This window comes from Nocardia sp. bgisy134 (assembly GCF_965341865.1).
Lineage (GTDB): Bacteria > Actinomycetota > Actinomycetes > Mycobacteriales > Mycobacteriaceae > Nocardia.
In genome coordinates this window covers 201,018-216,215 of the sequence record NZ_CBDQZP010000013.1, presented here as the reverse complement: position 1 = coordinate 216,215, position 15,198 = coordinate 201,018, and the positions used below count along the sequence as shown (strand labels likewise).

The following is a 15,198-nucleotide window of genomic DNA, read 5'->3' as shown; positions in this document are numbered from 1 at the left end:
GTGGACAGTAGGAGCTGTCAACGAAGGATCGGCGGGGTCTCTATGCTGATTCGCGTGTCCCGATACAGCCGAGTCCAGCTGGCCGACCTCAGCGGCGTACCGGCGCGCACCATCCGCTACTACCATTCGCTCGGTGTGCTGCCGAAACCCGGTCGCGCGGGCAAGGAGGCGGTGTACACCGACGAGCATCTGGATCGGTTGCGCGACATCTCCGGTATGCAGGCGCGCGGGTTGCGCCTGGAAGCGATCCGCGAGGTGTTCGACGCCGAAGCTCAGCGCGGCGCCAACGCCGACTGGCGTTCGGTGCTCGATCCGAGGTACGCGGGCGCGGCGGACCAGTCGGTCGTCATCGACGACGACGAACTGTCGTCGCTGCTCGGCGATCGCCGAGCCGACGTCCTCGACGAGCTCATCGCCGCGCAGTACGTCGAACGATGTGAGGACGGCTGGCGGATCCCCGACCAGCCGATGCTCAAGGGCGCGCTGATCCTCTACGACGTCGGCACCGACATCACACTCGCCGGCGCGCTGCGCAAACTCATCCGCGCCAGGATCGCGGAGCTGGCCGACGAGATGGTGCGCACCTTCCGCGACGCCGCCGCGACGAGCTACGGCGGCGAGGGCATCGGCACCGACCTGAGCCGGTTCCGTGAGCGCTTCCGGGCCGCCGCCTGGGAGGTCGGCGGCGCGACCCTGGCCGACGAGATCGAGCGCGCGGTCCGCGAACTGGACGGCTGACGAAACCGCGAGCAGTGTTCACTCTAAAGTGGCTGCCATGACCACGCCGCGCGCCAGGGCAAGGGCCCAGACGATGGAGGACATCAAGCGGATCGGCCGCGAACACCTCGCCACGCACGGCGCCGCGGCGCTGTCCCTGCGGGCGGTGGCTCGTGATCTCGGCGTCGTGTCCTCGGCGGTGTACCGGTACGTGCGCAGCCGCGACGAGCTGCTGACCCTGCTCGTGGTGGACGGCTACAACGCGCTCGGCGACGCGGTGGACACCGCCCTGATCGACGCGCCCGACGATCCGGCCGAGCGGCTGCGCGTGGCGGGCCGCGCCGTACGCGCCTGGGCACTGGCCGAACCCGCTTGGTACGGACTGCTTTTCGGCTCGCCGGTGCCGGGCTACGAAGCGCCCGCCGAGCAGACCGTCGACCCGGGCGTGCGGGTGATCGCCACCCTGCTGCACGTCTTCGCCGACGCCTACCGGGCTGGCCGCTTGGTGGAGCCCGCCCGGCCGGTGCGGGTGTCCACCGCGCTGGCGGGCAGTTTCGCGGCCGTCCGCGACGAATTCGGCTTGGACGTGCCGGACTGGTTGGTGGCGCGCGGCGTCTCGGTCTGGAGTGCGCTGTTCGGCGCGGTGAGCTTCGACGTGTTCGACATGTACGGGCGCGACACCTTCGCCGACCGCGCCGAACTGTTCGAACTGATGCTGGACAACCTGCTGGATCTGCTGGGTTTCCGCGACTGACCTCCGGACGAACCTCACCCGCCCCATTGTGTGGGACCGCCAGTCCCATATATTCTGGATCACACCACGCGAGGAGCGTGCGCAGTGCCGGCGCCGAGCGTCGGCAGGAGCGAGGAGGCATCGATGACGCTGTCCGAATCGGTTCGTACCGGACTGTTCGATCGGGAGTACTGGGAGACGCTGGACACCCTGTCGGAGGGTTCGGTGCACCGGAAATTCGACCCGTACCTGGACATCGACTGGGACGGACCGGAGTTCGCGATCGACAAGGACGATCCCCGGTGGATCCTGTCCCCGGAGTTCGATCCGCTCGGCGCGACCGACTGGTACCGGAACCTGCCGCGGGAGCGGCAGATCGAGATCGGCCGCTGGCGGACCGCGAACGTGATCAAGGTGGGCGCGGCCTTCGAGAGCGTGCTGATCCGCGGGATGATGCAGTACATCATGAAGCTGCCCAACGGCTCTCCTGAATTCCGTTACTGCCTGCACGAGATGACCGAAGAGTGCAACCACATCCAGATGTTCCAGGAGCTGGTCAACCGGATCGGTGACGACGTGCCCGGCATGCGGCCGATCTTCCGCGCGCTGTCCCCGTTGATCGGCGTGGCGGGCGGCTACGCGCACGTCATCCTGTTCATCGGCATTCTCGGCGGTGAGGAACCGATCGACCACTACCAGAAGGCGATCATCCGCGACGGCGGCAACATCCCGCCCGCCGTGCTGCGCACCATGGAGATTCACATCGCCGAGGAGGCGCGGCACATCTCCTTCGCCAACGAGTTCCTGAAGGCACACATCGAACGGATGAGCCCGGCGGGTAAGGCCGTGTGCGCCTTAGCGTTTCCGCTGGCCATGCGCTGGCTGGCCGGGGAGATCATGGTGCCGTCGCGCTCGTTCGCCAGGCAGTTCGACGTCCCGCGCGAGGTGTTCCGCGAGGCGTTCTGGCAGGGGCCGCAGTCGCGCCGGATCCTGTCCGGCTACTTCGGCGACATCCGCAAGCTGGCGGGCGAACTGGGGCTGATGAACCCGGTCACCAAGCGGGTGTGGTCGATGCTGCACATCGACGGCGACGCCGCGCGCTACCGCAGCGAACCCGAACGCCGCATCGCCTGAGCACTTTTCACGCGCCCCTTCCGCGAAGGGCAGCGGCTCAGGGCGCGGTGTCGACGCTCGACAGCCGCGCGAGCGCGGCGAGCAGCGGTTCGTCGGGATCCAGGGTGATCCGGTGTGCCCGCGCCACTCCGTCGAGCACGCTCCAGGCGTAACCGGCGAGTTCGGCGACGAGCTCGTCGCGGCCCATGGCACGGTCCGGATCGCGCGCCCAGCGCGACACGGTGGCTTCCGTCATGGACACGATGGCGAAAGTCATCGTGTCCGCGGCCGCCTCGTCCACCACGCCGACAACTCCGGCCAGACCGGACACGAGCTGGCGGGTGCGGCCCGCGATCCGGTCTTCGAGGCTGCTCACGGCGTCTACATCGTCGGGGTCGCCGAGGGCGGGGCCATGGCGCAGGAAGTCGTAGAGACGCGCGTGCCGGTCGATCCAGTCCACGACCGCCGCGATGGTGCGGCGCAGGATCGCACGGATGGAGCCGTCGGAGATGTCGAGCGCGGTGTCGATGTCGTCGGTGAACCGATCGCCGATCGCGGTCCTGGTACGCCGGTCGAGTTCGTCGCGCCCCGAGAACTGGCGGTAGACAACCGATTTCGACAATCCGGAGCGCTCGGTGATCTGCTGCATGGGCACCTCGACGCCCATCGGCGTCTCCTCGATCAGCTCGATCAAGGCCGTCACGATGCGCTCGCGCCGCCGATCGTTGTGCGGCTGCCAGCGCGCCTGCCTGCCACCGGTCGGCTGCGGGGCGGGTGACGAGGACGTCGGCACGGCTCGAGTCTAGAGCACGGGCGAGACCCGGGGCGGCGTTGTCGATTCCGAGGCCGCGGGGGACGAGTGGTGCATGACCGCCGGACCCGCAGGGTGGTGTCGCTAGGGCACCGAGCCCGGCGGTCATGACGTCCCGACACTAACCGAGCGACGTCGACTCGAGGGGCGGATCACGGTCGGCGCGGTGTGTCGCGGCGGAGAAGCGTGCGGCGGCCGCTCGACGAAAATGGGTTCGGTCCACACTTTCGCTGGTCGTGCGACGCACAACGACACGGCAACAAGTGGACGAAACTCCACTCTTGCGGAATCGCCCGGCGTATGCTCGCCGTCGTTCGACCGTGGGGATCCGCAGCGGCGACACGTGCTACGGACCGGAATCTGATGCGCGAGGAGGATGTGGTGACTGCCGTAGCTCCCAGGCCGGAGCCGGAACTCGAGGCCGTCCGGCCGTACCCGAGTCGGGTGGGACCGAAGGGCTCGTTCATCTTGAAGTTGGTCACCACGACCGACCCGAAGGTGCTCGGCCAGATGTACTTGGTCACGTCGATGTCGTTCTTCATGATCGGCGGACTGATGGCGCTGCTCATGCGCGGCGAACTGGCCCGGCCGGGCATGCAGTTCCTGTCCACCGAGCAGTTCAATCAGCTGTTCACCATGCACGGCACGATCATGCTGCTGTTCTACGCGACGGCCGTGGTTTTCGCGTTCGCCAATATCGTGCTGCCACTACAGATCGGCGCGCCGGACGTCGCCTTCCCGCGTCTGAACGCCCTCAGTTACTGGCTGTACCTGTTCGGCGCGACCATGGCGACCGCGGGTTTCGTGACGCCGGGCGGCGCGGCCGATTTCGGCTGGACCGCGTACCAGCCGCTCAGCGACATCATGCACTCGCCGGGCGTCGGCGGCGATTTGTGGATCCTCGGCCTGGCCGTCTCCGGTCTGGGCACTATCCTCGGCGGGGTCAACATGATCACCACCGTGGTCGTTCTCCGCGCACCGGGCATGACCATGTTCCGGCTGCCGATCTTCACCTGGAACATCGTCGTCACCAGCGTGCTGATCCTGCTCGCGTTCCCGGTCCTGACCGCCGCGCTGTTCGCTATCGCCTACGATCGCCACCTCGGCGGCCACATCTACGACCCGGCCACCGGCGGCGTCATCCTGTATCAGCACCTGTTCTGGTACTTCGGGCACCCCGAGGTCTACATCATCGCGCTGCCGTTCTTCGGCATCGTCTCGGAGATCTTCCCGGTCTTCTCGCGTAAACCGATCTTCGGCTACACCACGCTGGTCTACGCGACGCTGGCCATCGCCGCGCTCTCGGTCGCGGTGTGGGCGCACCACATGTTCGCCACCGGCGCGGTGCTGCTGCCGTTCTTCTCGTTCATGACCTTCCTCATCGCGGTGCCGACCGGCGTGAAGTTCTTCAACTGGATCGGCACGATGTGGCGCGGTCAACTGACCTTCGAAACGCCCATGCTGTTCTCGGTGGGCTTCATCGTCACGTTCCTGTTCGGCGGTCTGTCCGGCGTGATCCTGGCCAGCCCGCCGCTGGACTTCCACGTATCCGACTCGTACTTCGTGGTCGCGCACTTCCACTACGTGCTCTTCGGCACCATCGCGTTCGCCACGTACGCGGGCATCTACTTCTGGTTCCCGAAGATGACCGGCCGCATGCTCGACGAGCGGCTCGGCAAGTGGCACTTCTGGACCACGTTCATCGGCTTCCACACCACCTTCCTGGTGCAGCACTGGCTCGGTGCGGAGGGCTTCCCGCGTCGCTACGCCGACTACCTGCCCTCCGACGGTTTCACCGGGCTGAACACCATCTCCACCATCGGCTCGTTCATCCTGGGAGCCTCGCTGCTGCCCTTCATCTGGAACGTCTTCAGGAGCGCGCGGTACGGCGAGCCCGTCACGGTGGACGACCCGTGGGGCTACGGCAATTCGCTGGAGTGGGCCACCACCTGCCCGCCGCCGCGACACAACTTCTACGAACTGCCCCGGATCCGGTCGGAGCGACCGGCATTCGAACTGCACTACCCGCACATGGTCGACCGCATGCGCGCCGAAGCGCACGTGGGCTGGGGCGCGCCGCGGCACGGCCAAGCCGTCAGCGAACCGGCCGCGACGGCGGCCGACCGGGAGCCTTAGGCGCGTCGCTCGCGAAGGCCGCGGACACCGTTCTGTGACAACAGCTTCGGTGTCCGTGGCCTTCGGCTGTGTTGCGGTCAGGCGCGGGTGAACAGCGGTGCGACGAAGTGTTCCAGCATCGCGCGTTCGTCGGCGTCGTCGATACCGGGGACGGTGAGCAGCGAGACGATCAGCCGCGTCAGCCAGCGCGCCAGCTGCGCCCGATCTCGTTCCCCGGCAATCGAATCCGGCAGGAATGCGGCTGCGAGCGCCACGACGACCTGCGACGACTGCCCGATCTCCACGGCGAGTCCCGCGTCGGCGGGCCGGAACCAGGCGATCAGCAGCGGGTCGGCGCGCACCGCGCGCACCGCGGTCAGCACCGCCGTCACGATCCGCTCGCCCGGATCGGCGATCCCGTCGACCTCGGCGACCACCGCGGCGCCGATGCGGCGCGCCTCCCGGTGGACGAACGCCAGCCGCACCGCGTGCCGGTTCTCGAAGTAGCGGTAGACCGTCGCGCGGGAACACCCGGCCGCCTTGGCGATATCGCCCATCTGGGTCTCGGCGACGCCCCGGTCGGCGAACAGGCGCGCCGCGGCATCGAGGATTCGCTGCGCGGCCAGTTCGGTGCGCCCCTCGGCCAGCCAGTCGGCACTCATGCGCTCGCCACGAACGGAACGTGCACCGGCCACCGTACGTAGTTGCCCTCCGCGTATCGGACACCGTCGAGGTCGATGGTGAAGTCCGGGCAGCGGGCGAGCAGCTCCTGCAGCGCGATGGTGGCCTGCATGCGGGCGGCCGCCGCGCCGAGGCAGTGGTGGTTGCCGTGGCCGAAGGTGAGGATGGTCTTCGGTCTGCGGGTGACATCCAATTCCGCGGCGTCCGAGCCGAATTCGCGTTCGTCGCGGTTGGCGGAGGCATAGAGCAGCAGCGCCCGCCTGCCTGCGGGGATGGTGACGCCCTCGATCTCCACGTCCCTGGTCACGGTGCGCGCCATGTTCTGCACCGGAGAGGTGAGCCGCAGGAATTCGTCGACCGAACCGGGAATCAGGGTCGGGTCCTCGATGAGGCGCCTGCGCTGGTCGCGATGCGTGGTGAGCAATTGCACCGCGCCGCCGAGATTGCCGGTGGTGGTGTCGTTGCCGCCGGTGATCATGGTGAACGCGAAGCCGATGATCTGCAGGATGCCGGGAATGTCGTCGGGTTCGCCGAGACCGGAGGCCACCAGGTGGGTGACGGTGTCGTCGGCCGGTTCCAGGCGGCGGCGTTCGATCATCGCGGTGAAGTACTGGGTGAGCTCGCCGACGGCGGCCTGCGCCGAGTAGACGTTGCCGGTCGCCGAGGCGGCCACGATGCTGTCGGTCCATTCGTCGAACTTCGCCCGCTCGGCCTCGGGCACACCGAGATAGTGCGCCACCACCATGGTCGGCAGCGGCTTGAACAGTTCGACGGAGATGTCGCCGCCGCCCGCCTCGCGCAGCCGCTCGATGCGCTCGACCACGAATCGCCGTACCGCGGGCCGGATCTCCTCGACCTGACGTGGGGTGAATCCCTTGGCCACCCGGCGACGGAAGATCGTGTGGTCGGGGGCGTCGGTGAACACGAACGGCTTGTTCTCGCCCAGTCCGATCTTCTCCAGATCGTGGTAGTCGACCGTGATGCCCGAGGCGGAGGAGAAGGTCTGCGCGTCACGCACCGCGTCGTAGACGTCACCGAAGCGAGACAGCACGTAGTAGTCCTCGTCGGGATGGTCGGCCGGGATCACGCGGTGGACCGGATCGTGGTCGCGCAGCGCGGCGTACATCGGCCAGGGATCGCGCCAGGTGTCGCCGGACCGGAGGACGAACCCGCCTGTATGTGACAAAGCTGTCTGCATATCTCGATCGTAAGACGAATGTTTGCCTTTGTCTAGAACATGTTTCAGTAAATGGTTGCCGGATCGAGGCCCGGACGGGCATCGGCAAACCCCATTTGTGTACACGAAACAGCGACACCAGCTGTTATCGTCGTCTGCGCAAACTCTTCGCAATCGAGTGGCTGAGCTCGTCCGCCGGCCCGACCGCATCCACGGAGGTTCCGATGAGCACAGCCGATCTGATCTTCACCGGCGGCGCGATCCTCGCGATGGATCCCGAGCACGAGGGCGCCCGCGCGCTCGCCGTGTCCCGCGGACGGATCGCCGCGGTCGGCGGAGCGGAGGTCCTGGCGATGCTCGGGCCGGGCACCGAGGTGGTCGATCTGGGGGATCGTTGCCTGATGCCGGGATTCGTGGAGGCGCACACTCATCCGACCCAGGACCAGATGCTCTACTCCGACACCGTGATCGACATTCGCCCGGTCACCACCTGTCCCAGCGCGGAGGACGCGCACGCCCAGATCCTGCGCACCGTCGCCACGGCTCCCGCCGGGCGTCCGTTGATCTTCTACGGCCTGGATGTCTTGCTGCAGACGGGTTTTCCCGAGCCGACCAGGGCCTGGCTGGACGAGCTCGGGCCGGACCGGCCGATCGTGATCTGGCAGAACTCCGGACACCTGGCGTGGGCGAACGGCGCCGCCATGCGATTCGCCGGTCTCTCCGACGACCTGCCCGATCCGGCGGGCGGTCACTACGCGCGGGACGACTACGGTCACATGACCGGGAAGGTCTACGAAGCGCCCGCGGTGCTGTCGGTCATCGGGCCCATCCTCGCCGACCAGCTAGTGGGCCCGGACCTGCTCGCCCGCGAACACGCCGACCTCGCCGCGCGCGGCGTCACGCTGTGCAGCGACATGGCTTTCGCCCAGCAGATGCGGCCGTTGACCAGCGCGCTCTACCAACAGCAGCGGGCCAAGGTGCGCATGCGCGCCTACGAGATGGCCGATCCGGCGGGGGAGACGTACTGTCCGCTGGACAACGGCGATGACATGTTCCGGCAGATCGGGATCAAGATCTGGGTCGACGGGTCGCCGTGGGTCGGCAACATCGACACCTCGTTCCCGTACTTGAACACACCGGCCACCGCCGCGCTCGGACTCGGCCACGATCACCGCGGCCACGCCAACTACTCCGAAGAGCAGCTGGACAGCATCGTCGGCGCGTACTACCCGATGGGCTGGCAGATCGCCTGCCACGTGCACGGCGATCTCGGCGTGGACCTGATCCTCGACGTGTACGAAAGCGCGCTGGCCAGATATCCGCGCCCGGATCATCGGCTGCGCCTCGAGCATTGCGGGGCGATGACCCCGGAGCAGTTCCAGCGCGCCGCGCGACTCGGCATCACGTGCAGTTTGTTCGTCGACCACGTCTACTACTGGGGCGACGTGCTCGTCGACGACCTGTTCGGCCCCGACCGCGGTGCGAACTGGGTGCGCACCCGATCGGCACTCGATGCGGGTATGCGCGTGTCGTTCCACAACGACTGCCCGGTCACCGAGGAGGAGCCGTTGCGCAACATGGCCGCCGCGGTCACGAGGACTTCGCGCAGCGGACGCGTTCTTGCGCCGGAGGAAAGAATCACCGTCGATCAGGCGCTGCGCGCCCAGACCATCGACGCGGCCTACCAGTTGTTCGCCGACGACATCACCGGCTCCCTCACCCCCGGCAAGTACGCGGACCTGGTCGTCCTCGACCACGATCCGCGGCGGGTGCGGCCGGAGCAGCTGGCCGATATCGGGGTGCACGCCACGTACCTGGGCGGAGAGCCGACCTTCCAAGCCTGATCCGCGTCCTCTGTCACATGTCACAAATGCCCGTGCGGAGCGGACCCAAGTCTCACAATCCCTGGTCGAGGCGGCCCACCGTACCGTGATTCCCGTTACGTTGGATCGCTGTGCAATTCCGGCCGGAAGGACCCGCTATGACCGCCCCCAACATGGCCGATCCCGATCTGATCGTCTCGGGCCGCCCGGTCTCGACGCACCTCAAAGACACCAGGACGCTGTCCCAGCGCATGGTGGGGCACTTCGTGAAGAACGTGGTGCCGTGTGGCACGCTGCCCGGCGAGGCGCTGAGCGGGGACGTCACCGCCGTGACCCGGGTGTGCTTGGAGCTGGCCGTGCAGATGCTCGACGGCAACGAGGGCGGTGAGGACATCGAGCGGGTCGGCGCCGCGGCCGCGGGCTGGGCGCGCGAGGGCATTCCGATCGACACCATCCAGCACGCCATTCACGAGGGCTTCAAACTCGGCTTCGATCTGATCCTGGCGAACGCCACCACCCAGGACCACGAGAGCCTGGTGAACGTGGCCCGTCGCTTCATGGACATTCTCGACACCATCATCACCACGGTCTCGGTGGCGTACGTGCGCGAGCTACGCGCCGTGGTGAGCGAACACCACACGGCCGTGCACACGCTGACCTCGGCGCTGCTCGGCGGCAACAGCACGTCGACCATGGCACGCGAGTGCGGCATCCAGATCGCCGAGTCCTATCACGTGCTCGCGCTGGCGGTGCCGCCGCACCGGGACGAGAAGAATCCCGCGCTGGACGGCAAGGTGGTCGCCCGTCGCAAGTTGCGCAGGCTGCAGGCCGAGCTGGCCACGCGGTGCGGAGACAGCGCCCTCTCGCTGCTGAGCGTGGACGGCGGCACCATCCTCATTCCGACCACGACCCTCGCCGACGCGCAGCTGGACGAACTGATCACCCACCTGTCCAGAGCCGCCCAGGTTCCGGTGCGCGCCAGCGCCGTCGAGGCCGCGCCCGACCGCATCCCGCAGGCGGCGGACCAAGCGCACGAACTGCTCGACATGGTGCATCGGATGAACAGCGTGTCGGGTCTGTACCGCTTCAACGACCTGGCGCTGGAATATCAGCTCACCCGCCCCGGCCCGGCGCGCGACTTCCTCGGCTCGCTGCTCGATCCGCTGGACGACTACCCCGAATTGCTGGAAACCCTGCAGGTGCACATCGGCACCAACCTCAACCGGCAGCGGACCGCGCGCCTGCTGCACGTGCACACCAACACCGTCGACTACCGCCTCAAGCGGATCGGTCAACTGATCGCGTTCGATCCGACCCAGGCCTCGGGCCTGTGGTATCTGCGCTCTGCGTTGGTCGCCCGCGCGCACCGGAGCGGAGATCCCGGTGGCACCATGCCCCCTCTCGCCGGCTACGACGAGCCGGAACGCGGCGGCGAGCAGGACGCCGTGGTGCACGACATCGCGGAGTCGCCCCGCGTACGGCGTTCCTGACGGGACGCCCGCCGTGCGGCGGTCGAGCCGCACGGCGGGGTGGACAGGTCAGCGGGGAATGGTGACCGGATCGGCGCAGCTGGCGAGCGCGTCCACGAAGGAGCACTCCTTCGGCAGTCGTGTCGGCAGGTAGTCGGCCGGGACGCCGCCTTCGCCGGTGATGGCGCGATAGGCCGCGACGGCGTCGGTGGGGCGCCGGGTCAGCGTGGGGTCGGTCGGCACGTCGACGGTGTAGAGGCCGAAACGCGGTGTGTAGGAACCCCATTCGTAGTTGTCGGTGAGGCTCCAGTAGTTGTACCCGATCAGGTCGATGCCGTCGGCTTTCGCGCGTTGCAGCCAGTAGACGGTGTCGCGCAGATTGTCGGCGCGGCTGTAGGCATCCCAGCGTGGCAGGCCGTTCTCGGTGGGCATGCCGTTCTCGACGATGTAGAGCGGCTTGCCGGGGAAGGCGTGCGAATAGTGTTGCAGCGCATAGTAGATGCCCTCGGGCTGCAGCGGGTTCTTCCACAGCTCGGTGAAGTTGGTCATCCCGGTGAGGTTGTCGGGGGAGAGGCCGTAGTAGTAGTCGATGCCGACGTAGTCCAGCTTGGCGGCGATCTTGTCGATGAGCGGCTTGTTGACCGGGTCCTCTGCGGCGGGGATGTAGGCGACATTGCTCGTCACCATCGCGCCGGGCTGCACGGCATGGATGTGGTCGTAGACGGCGTTGTGCGCCCGGGCGATTCGGTCGTGCATGGCGGGTACGTCGGCAGCGCCGAGGCTGCCGTGGCGCACCTCGTTGAGCACGTACATCATCGGCTCGTTGAAGGTCACCCAGAGGGGGTCGGCGCCGGCGTAGCGGTCGACCACGCGCCGGGCATTGGCCAGCCAGTCCTCGACGATGGCCGGATTGCGCCAGCCGCCGCGGTCGACCTCCCAACCCGGATAGACCCAGTGGTCGATGGTCAGCATCGGCCGCATGCCCGCGGCCTGGATCGCGGCGATCACGTTGTCGTAGAAGCGGAATCCGGCCTCGTCCCACTCGCCGGGCCGGGGCTGTAGACGCGCCCATTCGATGCCGATGCGGTACACCCGCACGCCCAGCTGGGCGGCGAGTTCGATGTCCGACCGGTACCGGCTGTAGAAGTCGATGGCGTTCCCGTACGGATCCTCGGTCTTGCCCGCGGCGACGTACCGCGACCAGTTGCTGTCCGGCGCATGGCCTTCCGACTGATAACCGGACGCGGCGACGCCCCACAGGAAGTCGCTGCCGAAGGGCTGCACGTGTGTGGGCGGCGCGGGGCGGGCCTGCACCGGCGCGTTGCCGCCGACGAGCAGCGCGGCGGTGGTGGCGGCGAGGATGGCCAAGACTCGGCGGCGACTGGGGGATCGCATCGAACTCCTGTTCCGAACGGGTGACCGGCGCTCATAGACCTCCGGTATCCGAGGACACCGGGCCGGGTGGGGTCACGGCGAACACTGTAACTGGTCGCCCGACCGCATCGGGGGAGGATTGCGTTGTGCGGCAAGCTGGCTCGGCGCCGCGACCACAACCGGCGGCAGGCTTCGTGACCTCGACACCGTGGTCCCGAGCTCGGTGGACGTGCCAGCAGCCGCGCCGGTTGCTCGGGTGGGCCACCGATGGGTTGTCGGGCAAGACGGCGCTGCTGTGTCGTACCCTGCCAGGAGATTCCGGTAATTCCCGGTCAGGCGGCGGGCTGGGCGATGAAAACTCGTTCCAGCAGGGCGTACAGGCAGTCCCGGTCCTGGTCGCTGAGCCTGTCCAGGCCATCTTGTGTGGCGCGCATCTTCGCACGAATCGCGTCGGTGACGCACTCGCCCTCGGCGGTGAGGACGACGTTCTTGACGCGCCGGTCGGAGGCGCTGGCCTCGCGGCGCACCAGTCCGCGCTTCTCCAGCCGGTCGACGATCCCGGTCATGTTGGAGGCGTCGCAGGTCATGATGTCGGCCAAGGCGTGCATCGCGGCGGGTCCCCGGCGCAACACGGTCAGCGCCTTGCCCTGGCTCGCTGTGAGGTTCTCGCTCGCCGCCGCGACCGTGAAGTCGCCGTAATAGACGCCGAGCGATACCGAGAGCAGTTCCATGAGCTGGGCCGTGTCGACGCGGGGACGTCCTGTCATTGGAGTCATTCTACTTTGGAAACTTGACAATCTCAAATATCTAACTTTACCGTCTTGTATTGCTTGAAGTTCTCAAGCATCAAGATTGTCAAGTACCTACGAGGAGCATCCCCGTTGACCGTCACTGCGTCCCCCACCTCCCGTGCGGCCGAGATCCTGTCCCGGCCTCTCGCGCTGAACGGCCTGACCGTCCCGAACCGCATCGTGATGGCGCCGATGACGCGCATGTTCTCCCCGGGCGGTGTCCCCGGTGAGAACGTGCGGTCGTACTACGCCCGCCGCGCCGCCGCGGGTGTGGGACTGATCGTCACCGAGGGGACCTACGTCGGCCACGAGTCGGCCGGTCAGAGTGACCGCGTGCCGCGGTTCCACGGTGAGGAGCAGCTGGCGGGGTGGGCGAAGGTCGCCGAGGCGGTTCACGAGGCGGGCGGCACGATCGTGCCGCAGCTGTGGCACATCGGCATGGTGCGCAACCAAGGCGAGCCGCCCTACGCCGACGCCCCTGCCGTCGGCCCCTCCGGCATCCGCGTCGACGGCACCGAGGGCACCGGCAAGGCGATGACCCAACGCGACCTCGACGATGTGATCGGCGCCTTCGCCGAGGCCGCCGCGGCCGCCGAGCGCATCGGCTTCGACGGCGTGGAACTGCACGGAGCCCACGGCTACCTCCTCGACCAGTTCCTGTGGGCGGGAACGAACCGCCGTACCGATGCCTACGGCGGCGATCCCGTAGCCCGTACGAAGTTCGCGGCCGAGGTCGTTGCCGCGGTCCGCGAGACCGTCTCGCCCGACTTCCCGGTGATCTTCCGCTACTCGCAGTGGAAGCAGGAGGCCTATGGCGCGAGGCTCGCCGAGACGCCGGAGGAGCTGGAGGCGATCCTGACCCCGCTCGCCGCGGCCGGCGTCGATGTCTTCCACGCCTCCACTCGCCGCTACTGGCTGCCCGAGTTCGAAGGCTCGGACCTGAACCTGGCGGGCTGGACGAAGAAGCTCACCGGCAGGCCCACCATCACCGTCGGCTCGGTCGGCCTCGACGGCGACTTCCTCCACGCGTTCGCGGGCGAGGGCGCCCCGGTCCATGGCCTCGACAACCTCCTCGACCGCCTGGAGCGCGACGAGTTCGACCTGGTCGCCGTCGGCCGCGCTCTGCTCCAGGACCCGCAGTGGGCGGCAAAGGTTCTGGGGGACCGGATCGAGGAGCTGAAGCCGTACGACGGGACGGCGCTGAAGACACTGAGCTAGACCTGCGCCTCGGCCCCACTCGAACTGCCCAGGGCTACTTTCTCGCACGGGGTGCCCCTCGACCCCCTGAGTCGACTCGGGTGGGGGAGGGGCCTCGGAATGGTGGGGTTGTTGGCCGGGGGGAGTGGGCAGGTCGAGCCCGGCTCGCTCCTCGAGGGGCAGTGTCGGCGGTCTGCGCACCTCGGTGCCGGTGTGATTGTCGAACGACATGATGATACGTAGATATGCGCATCTAACTATGAAAGATTATCCTTACAGAACCACCACGAATCACCTACTCCTACAAACAACAGGGCACAACCGCCACTGCTTTGGACGAGGAGAGGATGCGGCGGGATCTGAACGGATTCAGTCGGTGACGATCGCCGTGGCGATGACGTAACCCTTGGGATCGCGCCAGGTACGACCGGGGTGGTGCGCGAACCAGTCCTCGACGTCGGCGCTGAGATCGGCGAGGACGGCGTCGCGATCGGGGTGGTCGGCCGGGATGCCGCGGGGGCCGAAGATGGCCTCGGCGAAGCGGATCAGCGGCGCCGGGGTGTCGAAGACGAGCGCGTTGTCACGGCGTTGGACTCGCACAGCCCGGAAGAGGTCGGACATGAGCCCGGGCAAGGTTTCCGAATCCACGGTGCGGGACGGCGTCTCGCCGAGGTCGATGCCGTAGCTCGCGGCGTGCGCGTCGACGAGTTCGCCGATGTGCGGACAGGTTTCGGCGTGGTTGACGACGATCGCGACGGTACCGCCGGGTTTGGTGGTGCGCCGGAATTCGCGCAGCGCCGCCACCGGGTCCGGAACGTGGTACAGCATGTGGCGGGCGGTGAGCACGTCGAAGGTGTTGTCGTCGAAAGGGATCCGGCGGGCGTCGGCGCGGACGCCACGCACGCCCGGGACGGCGTCGGCCGCGGCGACCATGGCCGCGGACGTGTCGATGCCGAGGAGCGGGCCGCGGTGCCCGAGCGCCACGAGCCTGGCGAGGAAGCGGGCGTCGCCGCAGCCGACGTCGGCGAGGTATTCCGCGCCGGAGAGGTCGAGCGCGGCGAGCACGTCGGCGCCCGGGTCGTGTGGCTTCTCGGAGTAGCGCTCATGGGTGTCGATCCGCACCCGCAGCGGGGCGGGATCGGCGTATTCGGCGTCGAGACGGCTGCTCATCGGTGCACGTCCTTCGATCCGGTCGGC

The 15,198-nt window shown here is 67.9% G+C and carries 13 protein-coding genes; 7 read left to right on the top strand and 6 right to left on the bottom strand.

Annotation, left to right across the window (positions count from 1 at the left end; translation table 11 throughout):
• Window positions 1-54: 54 nt before the first annotated feature.
• From ACRWNM_RS23375 to ACRWNM_RS23365, 3 genes are all read left to right on the top strand, one after another.
• Entirely contained in the window at window positions 55-738 is a 684-nt protein-coding gene (locus ACRWNM_RS23375; RefSeq protein WP_431970193.1) for a MerR family transcriptional regulator, read from the top strand.
• Window positions 739-775: 37 nt separating this feature from the next.
• The gene (locus tag ACRWNM_RS23370) at window positions 776-1,471 is read left to right on the top strand and encodes a TetR/AcrR family transcriptional regulator (protein WP_431970192.1); all 696 of its coding nucleotides are present in this window, start codon (window positions 776-778) and stop codon (window positions 1,469-1,471) included.
• Between the two features lie 123 nt (window positions 1,472-1,594).
• Window positions 1,595-2,584 (top strand): AurF N-oxygenase family protein, encoded by a 990-nt coding sequence (locus tag ACRWNM_RS23365; protein ID WP_431970191.1) that lies wholly within the window; start codon window positions 1,595-1,597, stop codon window positions 2,582-2,584.
• A 37-nt stretch (window positions 2,585-2,621) separates the two neighbouring features.
• Here the strand turns inward: ACRWNM_RS23365 and ACRWNM_RS23360 are convergent, their stop codons facing one another.
• Window positions 2,622-3,356 carry a TetR/AcrR family transcriptional regulator gene (locus ACRWNM_RS23360; RefSeq protein ID WP_431970190.1) on the bottom strand — a complete coding sequence of 245 codons (735 nt, stop codon included), beginning with the start codon at window positions 3,354-3,356 and terminating at the stop codon, window positions 2,622-2,624.
• A gap of 399 nt (window positions 3,357-3,755) precedes the next feature.
• Here ACRWNM_RS23360 and ctaD point away from each other — a divergent pair, with 399 nt between their 5' ends.
• Entirely contained in the window at window positions 3,756-5,510 is a 1,755-nt protein-coding gene (gene ctaD / locus ACRWNM_RS23355) for an aa3-type cytochrome oxidase subunit I (RefSeq protein WP_431970189.1), read from the top strand.
• Window positions 5,511-5,587: 77 nt separating this feature from the next.
• Here the strand turns inward: ctaD and ACRWNM_RS23350 are convergent, their stop codons facing one another.
• Both ACRWNM_RS23350 and ACRWNM_RS23345 read right to left on the bottom strand, forming a co-directional pair.
• Complete coding sequence (locus tag ACRWNM_RS23350; RefSeq protein ID WP_431970188.1) at window positions 5,588-6,151, bottom strand: TetR/AcrR family transcriptional regulator; 564 nt, start codon at window positions 6,149-6,151, stop codon at window positions 5,588-5,590.
• Window positions 6,148-7,368 (bottom strand): cytochrome P450, encoded by a 1,221-nt coding sequence (locus tag ACRWNM_RS23345; protein ID WP_431970187.1) that lies wholly within the window; start codon window positions 7,366-7,368, stop codon window positions 6,148-6,150. The genes ACRWNM_RS23350 and ACRWNM_RS23345 overlap by 4 nt, the downstream gene beginning before the upstream one ends.
• 203 nt (window positions 7,369-7,571) lie before the next feature.
• Here ACRWNM_RS23345 and ACRWNM_RS23340 point away from each other — a divergent pair, with 203 nt between their 5' ends.
• Both ACRWNM_RS23340 and ACRWNM_RS23335 read left to right on the top strand, forming a co-directional pair.
• Window positions 7,572-9,191 carry an amidohydrolase gene (locus ACRWNM_RS23340; protein ID WP_431970186.1) on the top strand — a complete coding sequence of 540 codons (1,620 nt, stop codon included), beginning with the start codon at window positions 7,572-7,574 and terminating at the stop codon, window positions 9,189-9,191.
• Window positions 9,192-9,328: 137 nt separating this feature from the next.
• Complete coding sequence (locus ACRWNM_RS23335) at window positions 9,329-10,660, top strand: PucR family transcriptional regulator (protein WP_431970185.1); 1,332 nt, start codon at window positions 9,329-9,331, stop codon at window positions 10,658-10,660.
• A gap of 48 nt (window positions 10,661-10,708) precedes the next feature.
• Here the strand turns inward: ACRWNM_RS23335 and ACRWNM_RS23330 are convergent, their stop codons facing one another.
• Window positions 10,709-12,034, bottom strand: a complete 1,326-nt coding sequence (locus ACRWNM_RS23330) for a glycoside hydrolase family 1 protein (RefSeq protein ID WP_431970184.1) — start codon at window positions 12,032-12,034, stop codon at window positions 10,709-10,711.
• A gap of 311 nt (window positions 12,035-12,345) precedes the next feature.
• Window positions 12,346-12,780, bottom strand: a complete 435-nt coding sequence (locus ACRWNM_RS23325) for a MarR family winged helix-turn-helix transcriptional regulator (protein WP_431970183.1) — start codon at window positions 12,778-12,780, stop codon at window positions 12,346-12,348.
• A gap of 114 nt (window positions 12,781-12,894) precedes the next feature.
• Here ACRWNM_RS23325 and ACRWNM_RS23320 point away from each other — a divergent pair, with 114 nt between their 5' ends.
• Window positions 12,895-14,022: an NADH:flavin oxidoreductase gene (locus ACRWNM_RS23320; protein WP_431970182.1), complete on the top strand. Its 1,128-nt coding sequence runs from the start codon at window positions 12,895-12,897 to the stop codon at window positions 14,020-14,022.
• Between the two features lie 348 nt (window positions 14,023-14,370).
• Here ACRWNM_RS23320 and ACRWNM_RS23315 read toward each other — a convergent pair whose 3' ends face one another.
• Window positions 14,371-15,171: a class I SAM-dependent methyltransferase gene (locus ACRWNM_RS23315; RefSeq protein WP_431970181.1), complete on the bottom strand. Its 801-nt coding sequence runs from the start codon at window positions 15,169-15,171 to the stop codon at window positions 14,371-14,373.
• Window positions 15,172-15,198 lie beyond the last annotated feature (27 nt).

Excerpts from the sequence above, each read along its gene's own strand:
- ACRWNM_RS23325 (WP_431970183.1), bottom strand. The coding sequence starts at position 12,780 with ATGACAGGACGTCCCCGCGTCGACACGGCCCAGCTCATGGAACTGCTC.
- ACRWNM_RS23340 (WP_431970186.1), top strand. The coding sequence starts at position 7,572 with ATGAGCACAGCCGATCTGATCTTCACCGGCGGCGCGATCCTCGCGATG.
- ACRWNM_RS23350 (WP_431970188.1), bottom strand. The coding sequence starts at position 6,151 with ATGAGTGCCGACTGGCTGGCCGAGGGGCGCACCGAACTGGCCGCGCAG.
- ACRWNM_RS23370 (WP_431970192.1), top strand. The coding sequence starts at position 776 with ATGACCACGCCGCGCGCCAGGGCAAGGGCCCAGACGATGGAGGACATC.
- ACRWNM_RS23345 (WP_431970187.1), bottom strand. The coding sequence starts at position 7,368 with ATGCAGACAGCTTTGTCACATACAGGCGGGTTCGTCCTCCGGTCCGGC.
- ACRWNM_RS23330 (WP_431970184.1), bottom strand. The coding sequence starts at position 12,034 with ATGCGATCCCCCAGTCGCCGCCGAGTCTTGGCCATCCTCGCCGCCACC.
- ACRWNM_RS23315 (WP_431970181.1), bottom strand. The coding sequence starts at position 15,171 with ATGAGCAGCCGTCTCGACGCCGAATACGCCGATCCCGCCCCGCTGCGG.
- ACRWNM_RS23365 (WP_431970191.1), top strand. The coding sequence starts at position 1,595 with ATGACGCTGTCCGAATCGGTTCGTACCGGACTGTTCGATCGGGAGTAC.
- ACRWNM_RS23335 (WP_431970185.1), top strand. The coding sequence starts at position 9,329 with ATGACCGCCCCCAACATGGCCGATCCCGATCTGATCGTCTCGGGCCGC.